The organism is Cellulomonas sp. P1_G12_2, assembly GCF_056405535.1.
Window position 1 is genome coordinate 149,894 of record NZ_JBFUBX010000003.1, and the last position, 19,522, is coordinate 169,415.

General features: G+C 73.3%; 19 protein-coding genes. 14 read left to right on the forward strand and 5 right to left on the reverse strand.

All coding sequences use genetic code 11. From position 1 onward, the window contains the following. Positions 1 to 3: 3 nt before the first annotated feature. Entirely contained in the window at positions 4 to 1,125 is a 1,122-nt protein-coding gene (locus AC1DXT_RS13190; RefSeq protein ID WP_477061765.1) for a polyprenyl synthetase family protein, read from the reverse strand. 10 nt (positions 1,126 to 1,135) lie between these two features. Beyond that, positions 1,136 to 1,687: a hypothetical protein gene (locus AC1DXT_RS13195; protein ID WP_477061766.1), complete on the reverse strand. Its 552-nt coding sequence runs from the start codon at positions 1,685 to 1,687 to the stop codon at positions 1,136 to 1,138. A 121-nt stretch (positions 1,688 to 1,808) separates the two neighbouring features. On the opposite strand from AC1DXT_RS13195, the gene AC1DXT_RS13200 reads away from it, so the two are divergent. The 7 genes from AC1DXT_RS13200 (at position 1,809) to AC1DXT_RS13230 (ending at position 6,772) form a co-directional block, all read left to right on the forward strand. Further along, the gene (locus tag AC1DXT_RS13200) at positions 1,809 to 2,933 is read left to right on the forward strand and encodes a DUF4192 domain-containing protein (RefSeq protein ID WP_477061767.1); all 1,125 of its coding nucleotides are present in this window, start codon (positions 1,809 to 1,811) and stop codon (positions 2,931 to 2,933) included. 95 nt (positions 2,934 to 3,028) lie between these two features. Further along, positions 3,029 to 3,424, forward strand: coding sequence for a universal stress protein (locus tag AC1DXT_RS13205; protein WP_477061768.1), 396 nt, complete (start codon positions 3,029 to 3,031; stop codon positions 3,422 to 3,424). A 205-nt stretch (positions 3,425 to 3,629) separates the two neighbouring features. Then, complete coding sequence (locus tag AC1DXT_RS13210) at positions 3,630 to 5,180, forward strand: RNA polymerase sigma factor (RefSeq protein WP_477061769.1); 1,551 nt, start codon at positions 3,630 to 3,632, stop codon at positions 5,178 to 5,180. 123 nt (positions 5,181 to 5,303) lie between these two features. Further along, the gene (locus AC1DXT_RS13215; protein WP_477061770.1) at positions 5,304 to 5,663 is read left to right on the forward strand and encodes a VOC family protein; all 360 of its coding nucleotides are present in this window, start codon (positions 5,304 to 5,306) and stop codon (positions 5,661 to 5,663) included. After that, complete coding sequence (locus tag AC1DXT_RS13220; RefSeq protein ID WP_477061771.1) at positions 5,660 to 6,013, forward strand: ArsR/SmtB family transcription factor; 354 nt, start codon at positions 5,660 to 5,662, stop codon at positions 6,011 to 6,013. The genes AC1DXT_RS13215 and AC1DXT_RS13220 overlap by 4 nt, the downstream gene beginning before the upstream one ends. Then, the gene (locus AC1DXT_RS13225; RefSeq protein ID WP_477061772.1) at positions 6,000 to 6,497 is read left to right on the forward strand and encodes an SRPBCC domain-containing protein; all 498 of its coding nucleotides are present in this window, start codon (positions 6,000 to 6,002) and stop codon (positions 6,495 to 6,497) included. The genes AC1DXT_RS13220 and AC1DXT_RS13225 overlap by 14 nt, the downstream gene beginning before the upstream one ends. Continuing rightward, positions 6,494 to 6,772, forward strand: coding sequence for a YciI family protein (locus AC1DXT_RS13230; protein WP_477061773.1), 279 nt, complete (start codon positions 6,494 to 6,496; stop codon positions 6,770 to 6,772). The genes AC1DXT_RS13225 and AC1DXT_RS13230 overlap by 4 nt, the downstream gene beginning before the upstream one ends. 2 nt (positions 6,773 to 6,774) lie before the next feature. Here the strand turns inward: AC1DXT_RS13230 and AC1DXT_RS13235 are convergent, their stop codons facing one another. Together AC1DXT_RS13235 and AC1DXT_RS13240 are read right to left on the reverse strand one after the other, a co-directional pair. Beyond that, entirely contained in the window at positions 6,775 to 7,140 is a 366-nt protein-coding gene (locus AC1DXT_RS13235) for a hypothetical protein (RefSeq protein WP_477061774.1), read from the reverse strand. Positions 7,141 to 7,279: 139 nt separating this feature from the next. Then, the gene (locus tag AC1DXT_RS13240; RefSeq protein ID WP_056092095.1) at positions 7,280 to 7,489 is read right to left on the reverse strand and encodes a DUF7455 domain-containing protein; all 210 of its coding nucleotides are present in this window, start codon (positions 7,487 to 7,489) and stop codon (positions 7,280 to 7,282) included. Between the two features lie 163 nt (positions 7,490 to 7,652). On the opposite strand from AC1DXT_RS13240, the gene AC1DXT_RS13245 reads away from it, so the two are divergent. The 3 genes from AC1DXT_RS13245 to AC1DXT_RS13255 all read left to right on the forward strand — a co-directional run bounded on the left by AC1DXT_RS13245 (position 7,653) and on the right by AC1DXT_RS13255 (position 11,726). Beyond that, on the forward strand, positions 7,653 to 9,779 hold the full coding sequence (locus tag AC1DXT_RS13245) for a DNA gyrase/topoisomerase IV subunit B (protein ID WP_477061775.1): 2,127 nt from the start codon (positions 7,653 to 7,655) through the stop codon (positions 9,777 to 9,779). Positions 9,780 to 9,828: 49 nt separating this feature from the next. Then, complete coding sequence (locus tag AC1DXT_RS13250) at positions 9,829 to 10,860, forward strand: N-acetyltransferase family protein (RefSeq protein WP_477061776.1); 1,032 nt, start codon at positions 9,829 to 9,831, stop codon at positions 10,858 to 10,860. 119 nt (positions 10,861 to 10,979) lie between these two features. Then, positions 10,980 to 11,726: a lysoplasmalogenase gene (locus AC1DXT_RS13255; RefSeq protein ID WP_477061777.1), complete on the forward strand. Its 747-nt coding sequence runs from the start codon at positions 10,980 to 10,982 to the stop codon at positions 11,724 to 11,726. A gap of 6 nt (positions 11,727 to 11,732) precedes the next feature. Here AC1DXT_RS13255 and AC1DXT_RS13260 read toward each other — a convergent pair whose 3' ends face one another. Continuing rightward, a complete protein-coding gene (locus AC1DXT_RS13260) occupies positions 11,733 to 14,207 on the reverse strand; it encodes a DNA gyrase/topoisomerase IV subunit A (RefSeq protein ID WP_477061778.1) in 2,475 nt (824 codons plus the stop codon). A 104-nt stretch (positions 14,208 to 14,311) separates the two neighbouring features. On the opposite strand from AC1DXT_RS13260, the gene AC1DXT_RS13265 reads away from it, so the two are divergent. The 4 genes from AC1DXT_RS13265 to AC1DXT_RS13280 are packed head-to-tail and all read left to right on the forward strand — an operon-like array spanning position 14,312 to position 19,516. Continuing rightward, positions 14,312 to 17,047: a bifunctional acetate--CoA ligase family protein/GNAT family N-acetyltransferase gene (locus AC1DXT_RS13265; protein WP_477061779.1), complete on the forward strand. Its 2,736-nt coding sequence runs from the start codon at positions 14,312 to 14,314 to the stop codon at positions 17,045 to 17,047. 47 nt (positions 17,048 to 17,094) lie between these two features. Beyond that, positions 17,095 to 17,670, forward strand: coding sequence for a DUF5998 family protein (locus tag AC1DXT_RS13270; RefSeq protein ID WP_057210977.1), 576 nt, complete (start codon positions 17,095 to 17,097; stop codon positions 17,668 to 17,670). Beyond that, a complete protein-coding gene (locus tag AC1DXT_RS13275; RefSeq protein ID WP_477061780.1) occupies positions 17,667 to 18,857 on the forward strand; it encodes an alkaline phosphatase family protein in 1,191 nt (396 codons plus the stop codon). Before AC1DXT_RS13270 ends, AC1DXT_RS13275 begins: the two co-directional genes overlap by 4 nt. After that, entirely contained in the window at positions 18,857 to 19,516 is a 660-nt protein-coding gene (locus AC1DXT_RS13280) for a thymidine kinase (protein ID WP_477061908.1), read from the forward strand. The genes AC1DXT_RS13275 and AC1DXT_RS13280 overlap by 1 nt, the downstream gene beginning before the upstream one ends. Positions 19,517 to 19,522: the final 6 nt, after the last annotated feature.

Genomic DNA, 19,522 nt, shown 5'->3' on the forward strand with positions numbered 1-19,522 from the left:
GACTCAGGCGCGCCGGTCGACCGCCGCGTGCGCCAGACCGACCAGCTGGGAGCGAGCCGGCTCGGCCCACGGCCGCTGGTCCATGAGAGTGAACGCGCGGCCGGCGAGGTCCTCGATGAGGGTCTCGACGTCGTCGGGCGCCCCGGTGCTCCGGATGGCGTCGGCGAGGACCGTCACGTCGGCCTCGGTGAGCGAGCGGTCGCCGAGCCGCTCGCGCAGCAGCCGCACCGTGGCGTCGTCGGAACGCGCCCGGGCGCGGGCGACCGCACGGGCAGCCAGGACCGTCCGCTTGCCCTCGCGGAGGTCGTCGCCCGCAGGCTTGCCCGTGGTCTGCGGGTCGCCGAACACGCCGAGCAGGTCGTCGCGCAGCTGGAACGCCTCGCCGAGAGGCAGGCCGAGCGAGCGGCAGGCGTCCAGCGCGTCCTCGCCGGCGTCCGCGAGCGCGGCACCGAGCACGATCGGGTGCTCGACGCTGTAGCGCGCCGCCTTCGCCCGGATGACCTCCCGCGCCCGTGCCTCGTCGCCGACGGGGTCGTCGCCCCACGGGATGGCCTGAGCCAGCACGTCGAGGTACTGGCCCACCGTGACCTCGGTGCGCATCAGGTCGAACACGGCCCGTGCGCGCTCGGCGCGCGGTCGCGGCTGCATCGCCAGGGCGCCGGCGAACTCCTGCTCGCTCGCGATGAGCGTGAGGTCGCCCAGCAGGATCGCGGCTGACATGCCGAACCGCTCCGCGTCGCCGGTCAGCCCGTGCCGGGCGTGCAGGAGGGCGAACGCCCGGTGCGCGGCGGGGAACCCGCGACGGGTGTCCGAGTCGTCCATCACGTCGTCGTGGAACAGCGCGGCCGCCTGGAACAGCTCGAGCGCGGCGCCCACGCGGAGCACGGCGTCGGCCTCCGGTGTGCCGGGGACCCCGCCGTGGGCGCGCCAGGACCAGTAGCAGAACGCGGCCCGCAGGCGCTTGCCGCCGGTGAGGATCTGCGCCACCGCGTCGGCGAGCACGTCCGCGTCACCGCTCGCCGCCGCGAGGACGGTGCGCAGCTGCGCGACGTGGCTGGTCAGGACGGCGTCGATACGCGGTCGGACGTCCTCGACGTCGACGAGGGACGGGGTCGCTGTGCTCACGCGGGGCAGCCTACGGCGCGGCCGCGCGGACCCGCCCGCCCAGCGTGAGGGTGCGCTGGTCGTCGCGGTCGAGGATGCCGACGACCAAGAGCTCGGAGCCGGCGCTCCTGGCGAAGGTGGACTGCGCGGCCAGCCCGGCCTCGGCGGCCGGTGGTGTGCCCTCCGTGAACCCGGCGGCCACCAGGGGCGCGCGCACCGCCGCGAGCAGCCCCGCTGCGTCCTGGTCCGAGCGCAGGTTCAGGCTGATCTCGGTGAGGTCGGTGCCGTCGACCGGTGCGGCGGACGAGAGCAGGACCTCCGCGCCGTCGGGGACGGGGACGAGGTCCACGGGGAAGCCGTCGACCACCTCGCCGACCGCCGAGTGGGAACCGTCGTCGTCGGGGAGCAGCGTCTCGGTGGGGCCGGGCGTGGGAGTGGCCAGGGCGAGGGCGCTCCCGGTCGGGGTCTCGCGTCCGGGGCCGCTGGTCGTGCACGCCACGGTCGAGGCGGCGACCGCGAGCGCGACCGCGACGGCCGTGACGCCGGACCGGGCGCGCGCAGGCAGAGGCGCAGGACGGGGCATCGCGACAGGTTAGCGGCCCACGCCCTGCATCGAGACGCCCACATGCCCCTGGAGCTGTGGCCCGGTGCACAGATCCGGTGAGGCGGGCCCGTGGACCCGGCGCGTCGGGTGGGCTGACGGCATGCAGACCACCACGCTCCGGGTGAGCGAACCCCAGGAGATCCTCGCTCTCGTCCCGCACCGGCTCGGGTTCCGCCCCGCGGACAGTGCTGTCGCCGTGAGCCTGCGTCCGCCGCGGGGGGCGGTGGGCCTCGTCGTCCGCGTGGACCTGCCGCACCTCGCCGACGTCTCGGACGGCCCGCTGCTCGCCCGCACGCTCGTCGCCCACCTGGGTCGGGACGGCGCCCGTCGGGGCATCCTCGTGCTCTACACCGATCGTGACCCCCGCGGCGGGGACGGCCCCGCGCACGCCGCGGCGCGACACTTCCGGGACGCCGCCGCGGCTGCGCTCGGGGACGTGCAGGTCTGGGTGGTCACGCCGAGCGGCTACCTGGCGCTCGACTGCGCGCAGGACTGCTGCCCGCCCGGTGGCCGGCCGCTGCGCGACCTGGACTCCACCCAGGTGGGCGCCACGCTGGTGCTGGCCGGCTCGGCGGTGGCGGACTCACGGGACGACGTCGCCCGGATCCGTCCGGAGCAGGGCGAGGTCCGCCGATCGGTCGCCCGCGTCCGGCGTCGGTGGGAGCGCAGGTGGGAGGAGGCCCTCGTCGCCGGGACCGACGCGGTGTCCCGGTGGCGAGTGGAGTCGCTCGTGGCGTGGCGCTGCGCGGTGTCCTTGGTCGAGTCGGACGGAGCAGGCACCGGGGGAGCGCCGTGGGGTCGGCTCGAGGCGGGACTGGCCGACCGGCGGGTGCGGGACGGTGTGCTGGTCGCGCTGGTGCCCGGCACCGCGGACCTGGCCGAGCGGTGCGTCCGGGGCGCGGAGTCGACGCCGGAGCTCGATGCCGCGCTCGGCCGGGCGATGGCGATGATCATCGACCCCGTGCGTGGCGTCGTGCCCCCGGAGCGAGCGACCGCGGTGCACGAGGCGGTCCTGGAGGCCGTCGTCGCCCGCGGCCGGACCGGCGCACAGGCACCGGCGCTGACGCTCCTGGCCCTGCTGGCCTGGTGGCGTGGGGACGGCGCGCGCTCGCGCGTGCTGCTGGACGGGGCGCTCGACGCCGAGCCGGGCTACCGGTTGGCGGAGCTCCTCGACGACGCGCTGAGCGCGGCGGTGCCGCCCGGGTGGGTGCGCCACACCGACTGACCTGCGCCGAGATGCGACCGGAGCGCTCGTGGCGACCCCTCCGCTCCGGTAGCGTCACGCACACGGCGGTGTTGCCGCGGACGAGGGGAGGACCGATGGGCATCGTGGTCGGCTATCTGGCCACTCCGGAAGGTCGGGCGGCCCTCGGGGCGGCGATCGAGGAAGCACGGCAGCGTGAGACGCGCGTCGTGGTCGTCGTGAGCGCACGCCCGGACGAACCGGAGGAGCAGCGCGCAGCCGTCGAGGCGGAGCTGGAGAAGGTGCGGACCGAGCTCGCGGCGGCTGACGTCGACCACGAGGTGCGACTGCTCACGGGCGGTGACGTCGCGGACGACCTCATCGCGACGGCGGAGGAGGTCGGTGCCCAGCTCGTGGTCCTCGGTCTGCGTCGACGGAGCCCGGTGGGCAAGCTGATCCTCGGCGCCAACGCGCAGCGGGTGCTCTTCGACGCGCCGTGCCCCGTGCTCACCGTCAAGCCTGGTCCGGGCTGACCCGGCACCAGCCCGGCTCACGCAGCAGCCCGTCATCTCGGGAATCTCTTGCTCGTGTCGTTCGTTGTGAACGAGAACCCTCCGACCGCCGTCCTCGACGGCCGTGTCGTCGTGCCGTGATAGCGCCGACCGGCCCGTGAGGTCGGTACAATATCTATCTACCTCCCGGCCCCGTTCCGGGTGTCGCGCTGCCGAAAGGTCGTTCGTGTCGTCCCAGACCCCGCATCCCGCTCTTCCGCGTGAGTTCGAGCACCCTGCTCTCCAGGACCTTGTCCTGCGTGGGCGCACCCACGGCACCGTGGGCGCCGAGGAGTTGCGCACCGCGTGCGAGCAGGCGGACGTCCAGGACGCCAAGCGTCTTCGCGCCGTCGTCCGTGGGCTCGCCACCGCCGGAATCGGCGTCCGCGAGCCCGCTGCCCCTGCTCGTGCCGTCGCCGCCACCAGCGCCAAGGCGCGCCCGTCCGCCAAGGCGGTGGTGCCGCCCGAGGAGGGCGCCGCCGCACCCGCCAAGACGACCCGCGCCAAGACGACCGCTGCAGCGAAGGCCACGGCCGCCAAGCCCGCGGCCGCGAAGACCGCTGCCGCCAAGAAGGCGACGACCGAGCCGGTCGACCCCGACGTCGAGGTGGTGGAGGGCGACGAGCCCGACATCGCGTCGATCGAGGAGGTCGTCGTGGAGGCCGTCGAGGTGGTCGAGGTGGTCGAGGACGCCGCCGAGACCGACGACGAGGACGAGGACGGCGAGAAGAAGCCTGCCGCCAAGGAGGAGGAGAGCGAGGACAGCGGCTTCGTCTACTCCGACGCGGACGACGACGACGCCCCCGCTCAGCAGGTCGTCACGGCCGGCGCGACGGCGGACCCGGTCAAGGACTACCTGAAGCAGATCGGCAAGGTCGCTCTGCTGAACGCGGAGCAGGAGGTCGACCTCGCCAAGCGCATCGAGGCGGGCCTGTTCGCCGAGGAGCGTCTCAACGCGGGCATCACGATGGAAGCCAAGATCAAGCGCGAGCTCGAGTGGATCGCGAACGACGGTCGACGCGCCAAGAACCACCTGCTCGAGGCCAACCTGCGCCTCGTCGTCTCGCTCGCCAAGCGCTACACCGGCCGCGGCATGCTGTTCCTGGACCTGATCCAGGAGGGCAACCTCGGTCTGATCCGCGCGGTCGAGAAGTTCGACTACACCAAGGGCTACAAGTTCTCGACCTACGCCACCTGGTGGATCCGCCAGGCGATCACCCGCGCCATGGCCGACCAGGCGCGCACCATCCGCATCCCGGTGCACATGGTCGAGGTCATCAACAAGCTCGCACGCGTCCAGCGGCAGATGCTCCAGGACCTGGGCCGCGAGCCCACGCCCGAGGAGCTCGCCAAGGAGCTCGACATGACCCCCGAGAAGGTCGTCGAGGTCCAGAAGTACGGCCGCGAGCCCATCTCGCTGCACACGCCGCTCGGCGAGGACGGTGACAGCGAGTTCGGTGACCTCATCGAGGACTCCGAGGCCGTCGTGCCCGCGGACGCCGTGAGCTTCACGCTCCTGCAGGAGCAGCTCCACCAGGTGCTCGACACGCTTTCCGAGCGTGAGGCCGGCGTGGTCTCGATGCGGTTCGGCCTGACCGACGGCCAGCCGAAGACGCTCGACGAGATCGGCAAGGTCTACGGCGTGACGCGCGAGCGGATCCGGCAGATCGAGTCGAAGACCATGTCGAAGCTGCGGCACCCGTCGCGCTCGCAGGTGCTGCGCGACTACCTGGACTGACAGGTCCCGATCAGAACCCCGTCCCACCTCGGTGGGGCGGGGTTCTGTCGTTCCGACAGTCTTGACTAACGGTTAGTGATCACTGACCATAGACGGGTCAGTCGGATCAGCCGGAGGTGGGTCATGGGCAGTCCCGTCATGTGGTTCGAGATCAACAGCACGGATCCCGCGCGGGCGCGCGAGTTCTACACGCAGCTGTTCGACTGGTCGGCGGACGCACCGCCCGAGCTGGGCGGCTACACGCTGATCGACACCGGCGCACCGGCCGAGACCGTCGGCGGGGGGATCGGTGCGGCCGACCCTGAGGGTCTGCCCCCGGGGATCCTGCTGTACGTGCGGGTCGAGGACCTGGCAGCGACGCTCGCGCGGGCCGAGGAGCTCGGCGGGTCCACCCTGCAGCCGCCCACCGCGCTCCCGGCGGACAGCGGGAGCGTCGCCGTCCTGGCCGACCCCGACGGCCACGCGGTAGGACTGTGGGCGTGAGCGACACCGACGCCGTGCTGCGGGCGCTCGCGGAGCCGCGACGCCGCGAGATCCTCTCGCTGCTCGCCCTGGACGAGGTCCCGGTCGGGCGGCTGGCCGAGGAGGTCGACGTGACGCGCAGCGCGGTGAGCCAGCACCTCAGGGTGCTCGAGGACGCCGGCCTGGTGACCCGCCGGACCGAGGGGACCCGCAACTTCTACCGGTCCCGACCGGAGGGGCTCGCCGGGCTGCGCGCGTACCTCGACGAGACCTGGGCGTCCTCGCTGGACACCGCGCGGCGCCTGGTCGAGATCGAGGTCGGGGTGCTCGAGCCCGACGGCAGCGAGAGGGACGACCGTGCCACCGCGTGAGGTCACGACGCTGGCCGCACCTCCCGTCCACCAGGCGACGACCGTGCGGGCGGACGTGACCAGGACGTTCGACGTCTTCGTGCGCGAGATCGGCGTGTGGTGGCCGGTCGAACCGTTCTCGTCCGGCGGCGACCGCGTGCGGGACGTGACGATGGAGCGGCGGCTCGGCGGGAACGTCGTCGAGACCTGGGACGACGGCACCGTGCACGTCTGGGGCGAGCTCGTCGCGTGGGACCCGCCGCACGGGTTCACCATGTCATGGCTGCTCACGCCCGAGCCCACCGAGGTCGAGCTGAGCTTCCGGCCTCTGGGCGCTGCGCTCACTCGCGTCTCCGTGGAGCACCGCGGCTGGGAGCGGATGACCGAGGAGCAGCTGGGTGGCGCCTGCGCGCTGCCGGAGGGCTACCGCGGCGGGTCGTACGTGCGGGGCTGGGGCATGATCCTGGCCCGGCTGGTGGCGTACGCCGAGGGCGGCCCGTCGTGAGGCAGGTCCGGCACGTCGTCCTGTACGAGTCCGGGCCCGACGTGCTGAAGCTGGCTCCCGTGCACATGGACGCGCACGTCGCCCACTACGAGGACTTCGCGCAGCGCGGCCTGCTGGTGGCGATCGGCACGTTCGAGCAGCCCGAGGTGAACGGGTCGATGTGCGTGCTGACCACGCGCGAGGCCGCGGAGGAGTTCGCCGCGGCGGACCCGTTCGTCGTCCACGGTGTGGTGCGGTCCTACCGGGTGCTGGCCTGGACCAACGTGCTGGCCTGACCTCAGCGGGTGAGGTACCAGAGGATGAGGTCGTGGGCGCGGTGCGCCTTCTCGACGCCGCGGAAGTCGGCCTCGTGGACCGTGCCACCGATGTCGATGGCGATGCTGCTGTTCGAGGCGAACTTGCCCGCGAAGGACGTGTTGCTGACGATCGAGACCGACCGCACGTGGCGGTACGGGATCGAGGTGATCGCGACGCGCTTCCCGACGAAGCTCTTGTCCTGGATGACGACGCGCAGGGTCGTGATCCCGAGGAAGCCGGTACCCGTGCCGATGCAGTCGTAGACGGCGAGCACCTCCTCACCCTCCAGCAGACCGCGGCGGACGAGCTCGAGCTGCTCGGCCTTGTCGACGTCGGGCTCGCTCATGGTGCGTCTCCTGCTCGGTCGGGACCGGCGTCGGTGCCGGACGCCCCGAGCCTAGGAGACACGGCGGCCGGGGGTATACGAACGAGGCCCGGACCAGCGGGTCCGGGCCTCGTGCGATCGTCTGCGTGGTGCCGAGACGTCAGGTCGCGGCGCCGGCTCCCGCTCCGTGCTCGGCGAGCAGGCGGTCGGTCTCGTCCTGCACGTGGGTGGCCAGCTCGGCGAACTTGGGCGCGTGCTCGCGCGCGTGGTGCGCACAGAAGAGGAGCTCTCCCACGGGAAGAACAACTCGGACATAGGCCTGTGCGCCGCAGCGGTCGCAGCGGTCGGCCGCGGTCAGTGGATGCGTCATGGTCCCGGTCACGAGTCCATAGAACCATCCCGGTCGCCGATCCCTCGCACCGGGAGCGGGTGGTTCGCTCACCGCGTAGTGGACTGTAACCAGCCTGCAACACAGCCGTGGCCGGCGGCATGGTGCCGCGGTGCTCCGGGCCCCGACGACTACCATCGGGCCCGTGACGACGACCTCCCCGCAGTCCGGCTACACCGCCCGGCACCTGTCCGTGCTGGAAGGCCTGGAGGCCGTCCGCAAGCGCCCCGGCATGTACATCGGGACCACCGACAGCCGCGGTCTCATGCACTGCCTCTGGGAGATCATCGACAACTCGGTGGACGAGGCCCTGGGCGGCCACGGCGACCGCATCGAGATCGTGCTGCACGCGGACTCCTCGGTCGAGGTGCGGGACAACGGGCGCGGCGTCCCCGTGGACATCGAGCCCAAGACCGGGCTGACCGGCGTCGAGGTCGTGTTCACCAAGCTGCACGCGGGCGGCAAGTTCGGCGGTGGCTCGTACGGTGCGTCGGGCGGTCTGCACGGGGTCGGTGCGTCCGTGGTCAACGCCCTGTCGGCGCGCCTCGACGTCGAGGTCGACCGTGGCGGCCGCACCCACCGCATGACGTTCCACCGGGGCGAGCCGGGCACGTTCGACGACCGCGCCGGGGTCGGCCCCGACAACCCGTTCGAGCCGTTCGTCTCCGGCTCCGAGCTCGCGGTCGGCGGCAAGGTCGCCCGTGCGCGGACCGGCACGCGCGTCCGCTACTGGGCGGACCCGCAGATCTTCCCCAAGACGGCCGTCTTCGCGTACGACGAGCTGGTCACCCGCGCGCGGCAGACGAGCTTCCTGGTCCCCGGTCTGACCCTGACGGTGCGCGACGAGCGCGGCATCGCGGGGACACCCGGTGCCGACGGGCCGCACGAGGAGACCTTCCTGCACAGCGGCGGCGTCGTCGACTTCGTGGACCACCTGGCGCCGGACACCGCGGTGACGGACACCTGGCACCTGACTGGGTCGGCGTCGTTCACGGAGACCGTCCCCGTGCTGGACGACCGCGGGCACATGACCGCGCAGGAGGTCTCGCGCACCTGCGACGTGGACATCGCGCTGCGGTGGGGCACCGGGTACGAGACCGAGGTCCGCAGCTTCGTCAACATCATCTCGACGCCCAAGGGCGGCACGCATCTGGCCGGCTTCGAGGCCGGGCTCCTGCGCACGATGCGCAAGGCGGTCGACGCCAACGCGCGGCGCCTGAAGATCTCGTCGCGGGACACCTCGGAGCGCATCGAGAAGGAGGACGTGCTCGCGGGGATGACCGCGGTCGTGACCGTCCGGCTGGCCGAGCCCCAGTTCGAGGGGCAGACCAAGGAGGTCCTCGGCACCGGGCCGGTCCGCGCCATCGTCGGCAAGGTCATCGACACCGAGCTCGCGGCGATCTTCAGCTCTCCGAAGCGCGACCACAAGGCGCAGTCGTCGTTGCTGCTGGACAAGGTGGTCGGCGAGATGCGCGCGCGGCTCTCCGCGCGCAAGCAGAAGGAGATCTCGCGGCGCAAGAACGCGCTCGAGACGTCCTCGCTGCCCGCCAAGCTGGCCGACTGCCGCAGCGACGACGTCGAGCGCAGCGAGCTGTTCATCGTCGAGGGCGACAGCGCGCTCGGCACCGCCAAGCTGGCCCGCAGCTCCGACTTCCAGGCCCTGCTGCCCATCCGCGGCAAGATCCTCAACGTCCAGAAGGCGTCCATCACGGACATGCTGAAGAACGCCGAGTGCGCCGCGATCATCCAGGTGGTCGGAGCGGGGTCGGGTCGCTCGTTCGACCTGGAGGCGGCGCGCTACGGGAAGATCGTGCTGATGACGGACGCCGACGTGGACGGCGCGCACATCCGCACCCTGCTGCTCACCCTCCTGTTCCGGTACATGCGACCGCTGGTCGAGGCGGGTCGTGTCTTCGCCGCCGTGCCGCCGCTGCACCGCATCGAGGTCATCGGGGGCGGCGGTCGCAAGAACGAGTACGTGTACACGTACTCCGAGGCGGAGCTGGCGGCGACGCTGAAGAAGCTCGACCGCGCCGGCAAGCGCTACAAGGACGACATCCAGCGCTACAAGGGCCTCGGCGAGATGGACGCGGACCAGCTGGCGGAGACGACGATGGACCCGCGGCACCGCACGCTGCGCCGGGTCACCGTCGAGGGTGCCCAGCGGGCCGAGGAGATCTTCGAGCTGCTCATGGGGTCGGACGTCGCGCCGCGCAAGGACTTCATCGTCGCCGGCGCCGAAGGCCTGGACCGCAGCCGCATCGACGCCTGACCGGCATTTCGGTTGCCGTGGCGGCTCCGGGCCGGGGATCGTGGTGGGCGTGACCTCCACCGACCTCGCGCCCATCGCCGAGCGCGCCGCCGCTCCCGCCGACGTTCCGCTGCCCTCCGACACCCACGGGCTCTCGTGGCGGCCGCTGACCCGTGACGACGTGCCCGCGCTCACGCGGCTGCTCAACGTCGTCGAGGAGGCCGACGCCGCTCCGTTCAGGACGTCGGCGGAGGAGGTCGAGGACGAGTTCGACGGCGACTGGAAGGACCACGCCCGCGACTCGCTCGCGGGCGTCGACGCCGACGGGGTGATGCGCGCCTACGCGCGCGTGAACCAGCCCCCGGGCGACGCGCGGGTGGTCCGGGCCTTCCTCGACGGCGCCGTCGACCCGCTGTGGCGCGGGCGGGGGATCGGCCGCGAGGTCCTCGCGTGGCAGACGGCTCGTGGGCGGCAGCTGCTGGCGGCCTCGGGCAAGGAGCTGCCGGGCAGGCTCGCCGTGTTCACCCAGGACGAGGCCGAGGCGACGGTCCGGCTGGCTCGTGCGGGCGGCTTCACCCCGGTGCGGTTCTACGCGGAGATGCGGCGCCCGCTGGACGTCGAGCTCCCCCCGGTCGACGTGCCCGACGGGCTGAGCATCGTCCCGTGGACCACCGAGCTGGACGACCAGGTGCGGCTCGCGCACAACGAGGCGTTCGCCGACCACTGGGGGAGCGAGCCGCGTACCGCCGAGGAGTGGGTACAGGGCCGCAGCATGTTCGCCCCGGCGTGGAGCTTCGTGGCGGTGGACGACGCGACCGGGGAGGTCGCGGGCTACCTGCTGTCGGGGCGGTACGAGCACGACTGGCCCGTGATCGGCTACAAGGCCGGCTACACCGACCTGCTCGGTGTGCGGCGAGCGTGGCGTGGCCGCCGGCTCGCTGCGGCTCTCCTCGCCACGGTGATGGCGGCGTACCGGGCGGACGGGATGGACATGGCCGAGCTCGGTGTGGACACCGCGAACCAGTCCGGCGCGCACCGCCTGTACGAGGGCCTGGGCTACGCGGTGTTCCACAGTTCGACGATGTTCTCCATCGAGCTCTGAGCGGCAGCGTCGAACCGTGCCGCGCGCCCGCGCCCGCGGGTTAGCATCGGCGCGGCGGGACGACGACGTCCGGCCGTTTCTGTCGCCGGACGAAGGCGTCCGGCCTCGAGGAGGTCGTCGTGGGACGCTCGCTGTCCAGGGCCGCGCGCGCGTGGGTCGCGGTGTTCGTCGTGCTCGTGCTGGTGCACCTGGTCGCGCAGCTGACCGGCCCGGAGGGGTTCGAGCGTGTGAGCCAGTGGCTGCTCATGCCGGCCCTCGCGGCGGTCGTCCTCACCGCGACCCGCTGGCCGCGCGGACGCCTGGTCACGTGGGTGCTGGTCGCGCTCGGGTTCTCCTGGCTCGGTGACCTGGTCCCGTCGCTGGTCGGGGAGGATGCCGCGTTCCTCGTGATGGTCGGGTTCTTCCTGCTCGCGCAGACGGCCTACGTCGTCGCGTTCGCCCCGTCGGTCCGCGCGTCGATCGTCTACCGCCGACCCGTCCTGCTCGTGCCGTACGCCGCGGTGCTCGTCGCGCTCGTCGCCCTGTGCGCGCCGGGTGCGGACAGCCTGCTCGTGCCGGTCGCGGTGTACGGCGGCGTGCTGACCGCGATGGCCGTGCTCTCCACCGGCCTCGGCCGGGTCGCGGGGATCGGCGGCGCCGTCTTCCTCGTGAGCGACGCCCTGATCGCGCTGGAGGCCTTCGTGCCCTCGTGGGAGCTCGCCGGCCAGGGGTTCTGGGTCATGCTCACCTACTCGGTCGGGCAGGGCCTCATCGCGGCCGCTGTCGTGGCCCGCAACGTCGCCGAGCGGAGGGCGCCCGAGCCTGCCCCGGCCCGCACGTTCGTCCAGCACCCCCCGGTGCGGGACAACGTGGTCGCCTTCGTCTGAGCGGCGTCAGCCGATCGCGTGCACCGGTGAGGTGAGCGCCGTGCCGGACATGTCGCGGCGCGGGTCGAGGGCCGGCAGCTCGATCGGCTGACCGCCCGAGCCCGTCGCCCACGCGGGCGCGGTGCCCACCCAGGCGAGCAGCAGAGCGTCCTCGTTCCGCAGGAATCGGTGCGCACGGACCCCTCCGGTCGCGCGCCCCTTGCCCGGGTAGGCGTCGAACGGGGTGACCTTCGCGGAGCCTGCCTGCGTGCCGGGCAGCGCGCCGGAAGCCCCGGCGATCGTCACGACGACCGCGTTCGACGCCTCGTCGGCCGCGACGGACCCGAAGGCCACGACCCGCTGGCCCGCGGCGAGCTTGATGCCGGCCATGCCGCCCGCGGCACGACCCTGCGGCCGGACGGCCGATGCGGGGAAGTGCAGCAGGGAGGCGTCGGAGGACAGGAGCACGAGCTCGTCGGTGTCGGTCACCGCGGCGGCGCCGACCACCTCGTCGCCGTCCTTGAGCGAGATCGCCTCCCACGCGTCGCGGTTCCCGGGGACGTCGCCGGCGGTGACGCGCTTGACGGTGCCCTGGACGGTGGCCAGGGCGAGCGTCGGGGCGTCGGCGGCGAGCGACGTGAGGCCGACGACGCGCTCGCGCGGCAGGAGCGTCACCACCTCGCCCAGCGGGACGCCGCCGGACAGGGAGGGTGCGCCGTCGGTGGGGGGCAGCCCGGGCAGGTCGAGGACCGACACCTTGACGATCCGTCCTTGCGACGTCACCACGCCCACCTCGGCGCGCGCCGTCGTCGGCACTGCGGCGGTCACGACGTCGTGCTTGGACCGTCGGGCGCCCTCGACCCTCGACGGCAGGTCCTCCGACGCGGTGCGGGCCAGGAGGCCGGTACCGGACAGGAGCACCCAGCACGGGGTGTCGGCGATCTCCAGCGGAGCGGCCGTGCCACGGGCTGCCGGGGCACCGGTGATCGAGGTCCCGCCCGCCGACTCGAGCAGGATGGTCCGGCGCGGGGTGCCGTAGGTGGCGGCGACCTCGGCCATCTCCGCGGAGACGAGGGTCCGGAGGCGGGCCTCGTCGCCGAGGATCTCGCGCAGCTCGGCGATCTCCTGCTCGAGCTGCTGCTGCTCCTTCTCGAGCTCGATCCGCGAGAACTTGGTGAGGCGCCTCAGCCGCAGCTCGAGGATGTACTCCGCCTGCGGCTCGGACAGGTCGAACACGCTGCGCAGCCGGGCGCGGGCGGTGTCCGCGTCGTCGGACGTCCGGATGACCTGGATGACCTCGTCGATGTCGAGGATCGCGACGAGCAGACCCTCCACCAGATGCAGCCGCTCGAGCCGCTTCGCCAGCCGGAACTGGGACCGGCGGCGGACCACGACGATCCGGTGCTCCACCCAGACGACGAGCAGCTCGCGCAGGCCGAGCGTGCGCGGCTGGCCGTCGACGAGCGCGACGTTGTTGATCGAGAACGAGTCCTCGAGCGGCGTGTACCGGTAGAGCTGCTCGAGCACCGCCTCGGGGTGGAAGCCGGTCTTGATCTCGATCACCAGGCGCAGGCCGTGCTGGCGGTCGGTGAGGTCGACCGCGTCGGAGATGCCCGAGAGCTTCTTGCTCTGGACGCCCTCCTTGATCTTCTCGATGACCTTCTCCGGGCCCACCGTGTACGGCAGCTCGGTGATGACGATGCCCTTGCGCTTCGCGGTGACGTTCTCGATCCGGGCCGTCGCGCGGGTGCGGAAGGCGCCGCGTCCCGTCCGGTAGGCCTCGCGGACGCCCTCCAGACCGACGATCTTGCCGCCCGACGGCAGGTCGGGTCCCGGGACGAACCGCAGGAGGTCCTCGAGCGTGGCGTCGGGGTGGAGCACCAGGTGCCGGGCGGCCGCGACCACCTCGACCAGGTTGTGCGGCGCCATGTTGGTGGCCATGCCGACCGCGATGCCGGCCGCGCCGTTGACCAGCAGGTTCGGGATCGCCGCGGGGAGCACCTCGGGCTGGGTGAGCTTGTTGTCGTAGTTGGGCACGAAGTCGACGACGTCCTCGTCCAGCCCGGTCGTCATGGCCAGCGCGGCCGGCGCCATGCGCGCCTCCGTGTAGCGCGGCGCGGCCGGCCCGTCGTCGAGCGAGCCGAAGTTCCCGTGGCCGTCCACCAGGGGCAGACGCAACGAGAACGGCTGCGCCAGACGGACCATGGCGTCGTAGATCGCGGCGTCGCCGTGCGGGTGCAGCTTGCCCATGACCTCGCCGACCACGCGCGCGGACTTCACGTACGGGCGGTCGGGGCGCAGGCCCATGTCGGACATCTGGTAGAGGATCCGGCGCTGCACCGGCTTGAGCCCGTCCCGGGCGTCCGGGAGGGCGCGCGAGTAGATGACCGAGTAGGCGTACTCCAGGAACGAGCCCTCCATCTCGGTCGCGACGTCGATGTCGACGATGCGCTCGACGAGGTCCTCGGGCGGGAGTTCGGGAGTCGCGGGGCGACGCGCCATGGGTGTTGCTCCTCGGTGCCGGTCTGCGGTGCGGCGACCATTGTGGACCGTCGCGGCAGTCGGACGGGCCGCGGCGCGCGGCTGGCAGCACTACCGTGACGGTCATGGCAGACGTCACGGCTGACGACACCCCGCGACCGGGTCCCGACTACCCGGCCGCATGGGAGGCCGACGTCGTGCTGCACGACGGATCCACCACGCACGTGCGCCCCCTGCGGCCGCAGGACGCCGACGCCCTGCAGGCCTTCCACATCGGTCAGTCGGAGCGCTCGACGTACATGCGGTTCTTCGCCCCGCTGGAGCGGCTTCCCGAGCGGGACCTCGCGCGGCTGGTGAGCGTCGACCACGTCGACCGCGTCGCGCTCGTCGCGGTGTCGAGTGCTACGGAGCCCGAGGACGATGACCAGATCATCGGCGTCGCGCGCTACGACCGGATCGGCACCGACGAGGCCGAGGTCGCGTTCAACATCGCGGACGCCCACCAGGGGCGCGGGCTCGGGTCCGTGCTGCTCGAGCACCTCGCCGCGGCGGCCCGGGAGCGGGGCGTGCGGCGGTTCGTCGCCGAGGTCCTGCCGCAGAACGGCCGGATGATCTCGGTGTTCAAGGACGCCGGCTACGAGGTCCGCCAGCGCACCGAGGACGGCATCGTCGCGGTCGGGTTCGACATCGACCCCACGGACCGGTCGCTTGCCGTGATGGCCGACCGGGAGCACCGCGCCGAGGCGCGATCCATGCGGGACCTGCTCCACGCCGGCTCGGTGGTGGTGGTCGGCCCCGGGGTGGACGCGGGGGAGACCCTCGCCGGCCGCCTGGCGTCGCGCGTGCTGGCGGACCTCCTGCTCGGGGACCCGTCGGTGCTGGTGCACGCCGTCGGCGTCCCCGGCGACCCAGCCCTCCCGCTGCATGCGCAGGTGGCGGACGTGCCCGCGCCGGTGGAGCTCGCGGTCGTCGCGGTGCCCTCGGACGAGGCCGCCGACGTGGTCCGGGCCCTGGCCCGCCTCGGGGTGCACGGCGTCGTGCTCGTCACGGCGGGTTTCGCCGAGGAGGGTCCTGACGGCCTGGACCGGCAGCGTGCGCTGCTGCGCGTCGCCCACGGGGCGGGGATGCGCGTGGTCGGCCCGGGGTCCTACGGGGTGATCTCCACGCGCGCCGGCGGTCTCCAGCTCAACGCGTCGCTGTCGGCCGAGCCCCCGCCGACCGGCCGGATCGGGCTCTTCTGCCAGTCCGCACCGCTGTCCGTCGCGCTGCTCTCGGCGGTCCGCCGCAGGGGGATCGGGATCTCGCAGTTCGTCTCCGCCGGGCACCGGGCGGACGTGTCCGGCAACGACCTCATGCAGTTCTGGGCGGACGACGTCGACACGGACGTGGTCGGTCTCTACCTGGAGTCCCTGGGGAACCCGCGCAAGTTCTCGCGCGTGGCCCGGCGCCTCTCGCTGCTCAAGCCGGTCATCGTCGTGACGGCCGGCCGGTCCGGGCAGGTGGTGCCGCCGGGCCACGCGGTCCGGCCGACGCACGCGCCGCCGCGCACCCTGGCCGAGATGCTCCGGCAGTCCGGCGTGGTCCGCGTCGAGAACACGCACCAGATGCTCGACGTCGCCCAGGTCCTCGCGCACCAGCCGCTGCCCACGGGACGACGCACCGCGATCCTCGCGAGCTCCGCCTCGGTCGCCGCGCTCGTCGCCGAGGCCGTGGCGGCGGCGGGGCTCGTGGTCAGCGGCCACGTGCAGCTGCTGCCCGAGGACGCCCCCGCGGAGCAGGTCGGTGCGGCCGTCGACGAGCTGTACGCCGACCCCGACAGCGACGTCGTGGTGGTCGTCCGCATCCCGACGGTGGGGGGACCGGACACCGTGCTGCAGGAGGCCGTCGCGCGTGGCGCCGCACGCTCCGGGCGCACGACGGTGGCCTGCATCTACGACCTGCACGGGCTCACGGCCGAGCTGACCGCGGCGGACGACGACGGCCGGGAGTGGACCGTGCCCGCGTACAGCACGCCGGAGGACGCCGCCCTGGCTCTGGGGCACGCCGCCCGGTACGCGCAGTGGCGGGCGGGGGACCGGGGACGGCCCCTGCACCCCGACGGTGTCGAGACGCGCGCCGCCCGCCGGCTCGTCGCGGGGTGGCTGGAGGCGGAGGCGTCGGGCGACGCGGTCCTGGCACTGGGACCGGACCGGATCTCCGAGCTGCTCGCCACGGTCGGTCTGAGCGTCCTGCCGTCCTTCCAGGTGCAGGACGCGGACGAGGCGGTGGCCGCCGCGGAGCGCATCGGGTGGCCGGTGGCGATCAAGACCACGGTCCCCGCCCTGCGGCACCGCGCGGACCTCGGCGGCGTGCGGCTCGACGTCGCCGACGAGACCGAGCTGCGCGCCGACGTGGAGCAGGTGCTCGCCCTCGCCGCGAGCCACGAGCAGGGGGACGTCGACGCGCCGCTCGAGGTCCAGGCCATGGCCCCGCACGGGTCGGCGTGCGTGGTGCGCTCGGTGGAGGACCCCCTGTTCGGCCCGATCATCAGCTTCGGGCTGGCCGGAGACGCGTCGGACCTGCTCGGTGACATCGCCTACGGCGTCCCGCCGCTCACCGACGTCGACGTCGCCGAGCTGGTCCGGACGGCGCGGGCGGCTCCCCGGCTGTTCGGCTACCGCGGTCTGCCCGCGCTCGACGTCGCCGCGCTCGAGGACCTCATCGCCCGCGTCGCGGTGCTCGCGGACGACCTGCCCGAGCTGCGCTCGCTCGAGCTCAACCCGGTCGTGGTCTCGGAGCACGGCGCGGTGGTGCTCGGCGCGCGGGTCGCGGTGTCGCGGGCCGACCGCGCGGACGCCACCCGTCGACTGTCGAGGGTGTGACGGTGCCTGGTCGCAGGCCACGGCCGTCGAGGTGGGAGGATGGGCGGGTGCCTGCTGCTGCTCCCGCCCTGCACCATGATCTCCACCGTGCCGGCTACTACCCGGAGCTCGTCGTCGACGTGCTCGACGTGGCCCTCGCCGACGAGGAGGTCGTGGCCCACCTGGTCCACCCCGAGACCACGTTCGACGCCGCCGAGGTCCGCCGCCACGTCACCGTGCTGGTGCTGACCCCGACCCGCCTCGTGGTCGCGCACGTCGACGACCACCCGGCCGATTCCGAGCACCCGTCGGCGTCCGCCTCGGCGACCACCGAGGCCGTGCCGCTCGCCGAGCTGACGTCGGTGGCGCTCACGCACGTGGTGCCTCTCCCGGAGAAGCACGAGCGCGGACAGCTCGCGCAGGAGCTGACCCTGGTGATCGGCTGGGGTGCGGTCTCCCGGGTGGACCTCGAGCCCGCGACCTGCGGGGACCCGAGCTGCGACGCCGACCACGGCCTCACCGGCACGCTCGCACCCGACGACGTCGTGGTCCGCGTGAGCGCCGCCGCGGAGGGGCTCGACTCCGTGCGTGCCGCCACGGCGTTCGCGCGGCAGCTCTCCGCCGCGAGCGCGCGCGCGCGATGACCGACCTCGAGGCGCCGGCGACGCCGTCACGGCTCCAGGACGCGCTCGACGCGGCGGACCTGGTGGCCCCGGGATCGCTGTTCCCGTGCCTCGGGCGCGTGCTGCCGGCCGTCGCCGCAGCGATCGGCGTCACGGACGTCCCGGAGGCGGACCTCTCGCAGCGGCTGCTCGGACTGCCCGACGCGTCGCGCGTCTGCGTGGTGCTCGTCGACGGCCTCGGGCACGCGAACCTCGCGGAGCGCGCCGGGCACGCGCCGTTCCTGCGCCGGCGTCTCGCCGACTCCTCGCCCCTGACCAGCACGTTCCCCTCGACGACCGCGACCGCGATGGGCACCTTCGGGGTGGCGCTCCCCCCGGGTCGCACGGGGATGCTCGGGTACACGGTCCGCGACCCCGCCACCGGTGAGCTGGGCAACCTCGTCAGCTGGACCGGGCTGCCGCCCGCCCGCGAGTGGCAGCGCGAGACGACGGTCTTCGAGCGGCTCGTCGACGCCGGCACGAACGTGACCAGCATCGGCCCTGCGCGGTTCTCGGGCTCCGGGCTCACGGAGGCCGCGCTGCGTGGCCCCACGTACAAGGCGGCCGAGTCGCTCGCCGCGCGGGTCGACGCCACGCTCGACGTGCTCCGCCGGCCGGGCGTCGCCTACCTGTACTGGGGCGACGTCGACAAGGCCGGGCACCGCCACGGCTGGGGGTCGTGGCAGTGGGGCGACGCGCTCGCCGAGGTCGACGCGGAGCTCGGCCGGCTCGCCCGGTCGCTGCCGCGCGACACGGTTCTGGTCATCACGGCCGACCACGGGATGGTCGACGTCGACCGGTCCCTGCGCTGGGACGCGGCGACCCACCCCGTGCTGGGCGACGGCGTCGAGCTCGTGGCGGGGGAGCCGCGCGCGCTGCACCTGCACCTCGAGCCCGAGGTCGACGCCGACCAGGTGGCGGACCGGTGGCGGGGCGTGCTCGGCGAGGCGGCGGTCGTGGCGACGCGCACCGAGGCCGCGGAGGACTCCTGGTTCGGCGACATCTCCCCGCACGTGCTCCCGGTGATCGGCGACGTGGTGGTGGCCATGACCGGGCGTGCCACCGTCGTCGACTCGCGCACCCAGACGCCCGCGTCGCTCGACATCGTCGGGGTGCACGGCTCTCTGACCCGCTTCGAGATGCTCGTCCCGTGCCTGGTGGTCGCCTGATGGCCGAGCTGGTGTTCTTCTCCGGCACGATGGACAGCGGCAAGTCGACGCTCGCGCTCCAGATGCACCACAACCACGCGGCGCGCGGGCGCGACGGGGTGCTGTTCACGCGGCAGGACCGGGCGGGGGCGGCGACCATCTCGTCGCGGCTCGGCCTGACCCAGCGCGCGCACGAGGTGGACGACTCGACGGACTTCTGGTCGGACGTCATCGCGCGTCGCACGCACGGGCGGCCGGTCGACTACCTGATCGGTGACGAGGCGCAGTTCTACACCGCCGCGCAGGTGGAGCAGCTGGCCCGGGTGGTGGACGAGCTCGGTGTCGACGTCTACGTCTTCGGCATCTCCACCGACTTCCGCGCACGCCTGTTCCCCGGCGCCGCCCGGCTGGTCGAGCTGGCCGACCGCGTGGAGATCCTGCAGGTCCGCGCGCTGTGCTGGTGCGGGGCGCGCGCGACGCACAACGCACGCACCATCGGCGGGACCATGGTGGTCGAGGGCGCGCAGGTGGTGGTCGGCGACGTCGAGGCCGGCGCCGACGAGGTCGGCTACGAGGTCCTGTGCCGACGGCACCACATGCGGCACATGACCGCGGCTGCCGCCCGGGCGTCCTCGCCCAGCCCGCAGACGCTCGCGTCCGTGGACGAGCTCACCATCTGACGCCGG

Coding starts and splice junctions, on each gene's coding strand:
- AC1DXT_RS13195 (WP_477061766.1), bottom strand. CDS start 1,687: ATGCCCCGTCCTGCGCCTCTGCCTGCGCGCGCCCGGTCCGGCGTCACG.
- AC1DXT_RS13200 (WP_477061767.1), top strand. CDS start 1,809: ATGCAGACCACCACGCTCCGGGTGAGCGAACCCCAGGAGATCCTCGCT.
- AC1DXT_RS13205 (WP_477061768.1), top strand. CDS start 3,029: ATGGGCATCGTGGTCGGCTATCTGGCCACTCCGGAAGGTCGGGCGGCC.
- AC1DXT_RS13215 (WP_477061770.1), top strand. CDS start 5,304: ATGGGCAGTCCCGTCATGTGGTTCGAGATCAACAGCACGGATCCCGCG.
- AC1DXT_RS13235 (WP_477061774.1), bottom strand. CDS start 7,140: ATGAGCGAGCCCGACGTCGACAAGGCCGAGCAGCTCGAGCTCGTCCGC.
- AC1DXT_RS13240 (WP_056092095.1), bottom strand. CDS start 7,489: ATGACGCATCCACTGACCGCGGCCGACCGCTGCGACCGCTGCGGCGCA.
- AC1DXT_RS13260 (WP_477061778.1), bottom strand. CDS start 14,207: ATGGCGCGTCGCCCCGCGACTCCCGAACTCCCGCCCGAGGACCTCGTC.
- AC1DXT_RS13265 (WP_477061779.1), top strand. CDS start 14,312: ATGGCAGACGTCACGGCTGACGACACCCCGCGACCGGGTCCCGACTAC.
- AC1DXT_RS13275 (WP_477061780.1), top strand. CDS start 17,667: ATGACCGACCTCGAGGCGCCGGCGACGCCGTCACGGCTCCAGGACGCG.
- AC1DXT_RS13280 (WP_477061908.1), top strand. CDS start 18,857: ATGGCCGAGCTGGTGTTCTTCTCCGGCACGATGGACAGCGGCAAGTCG.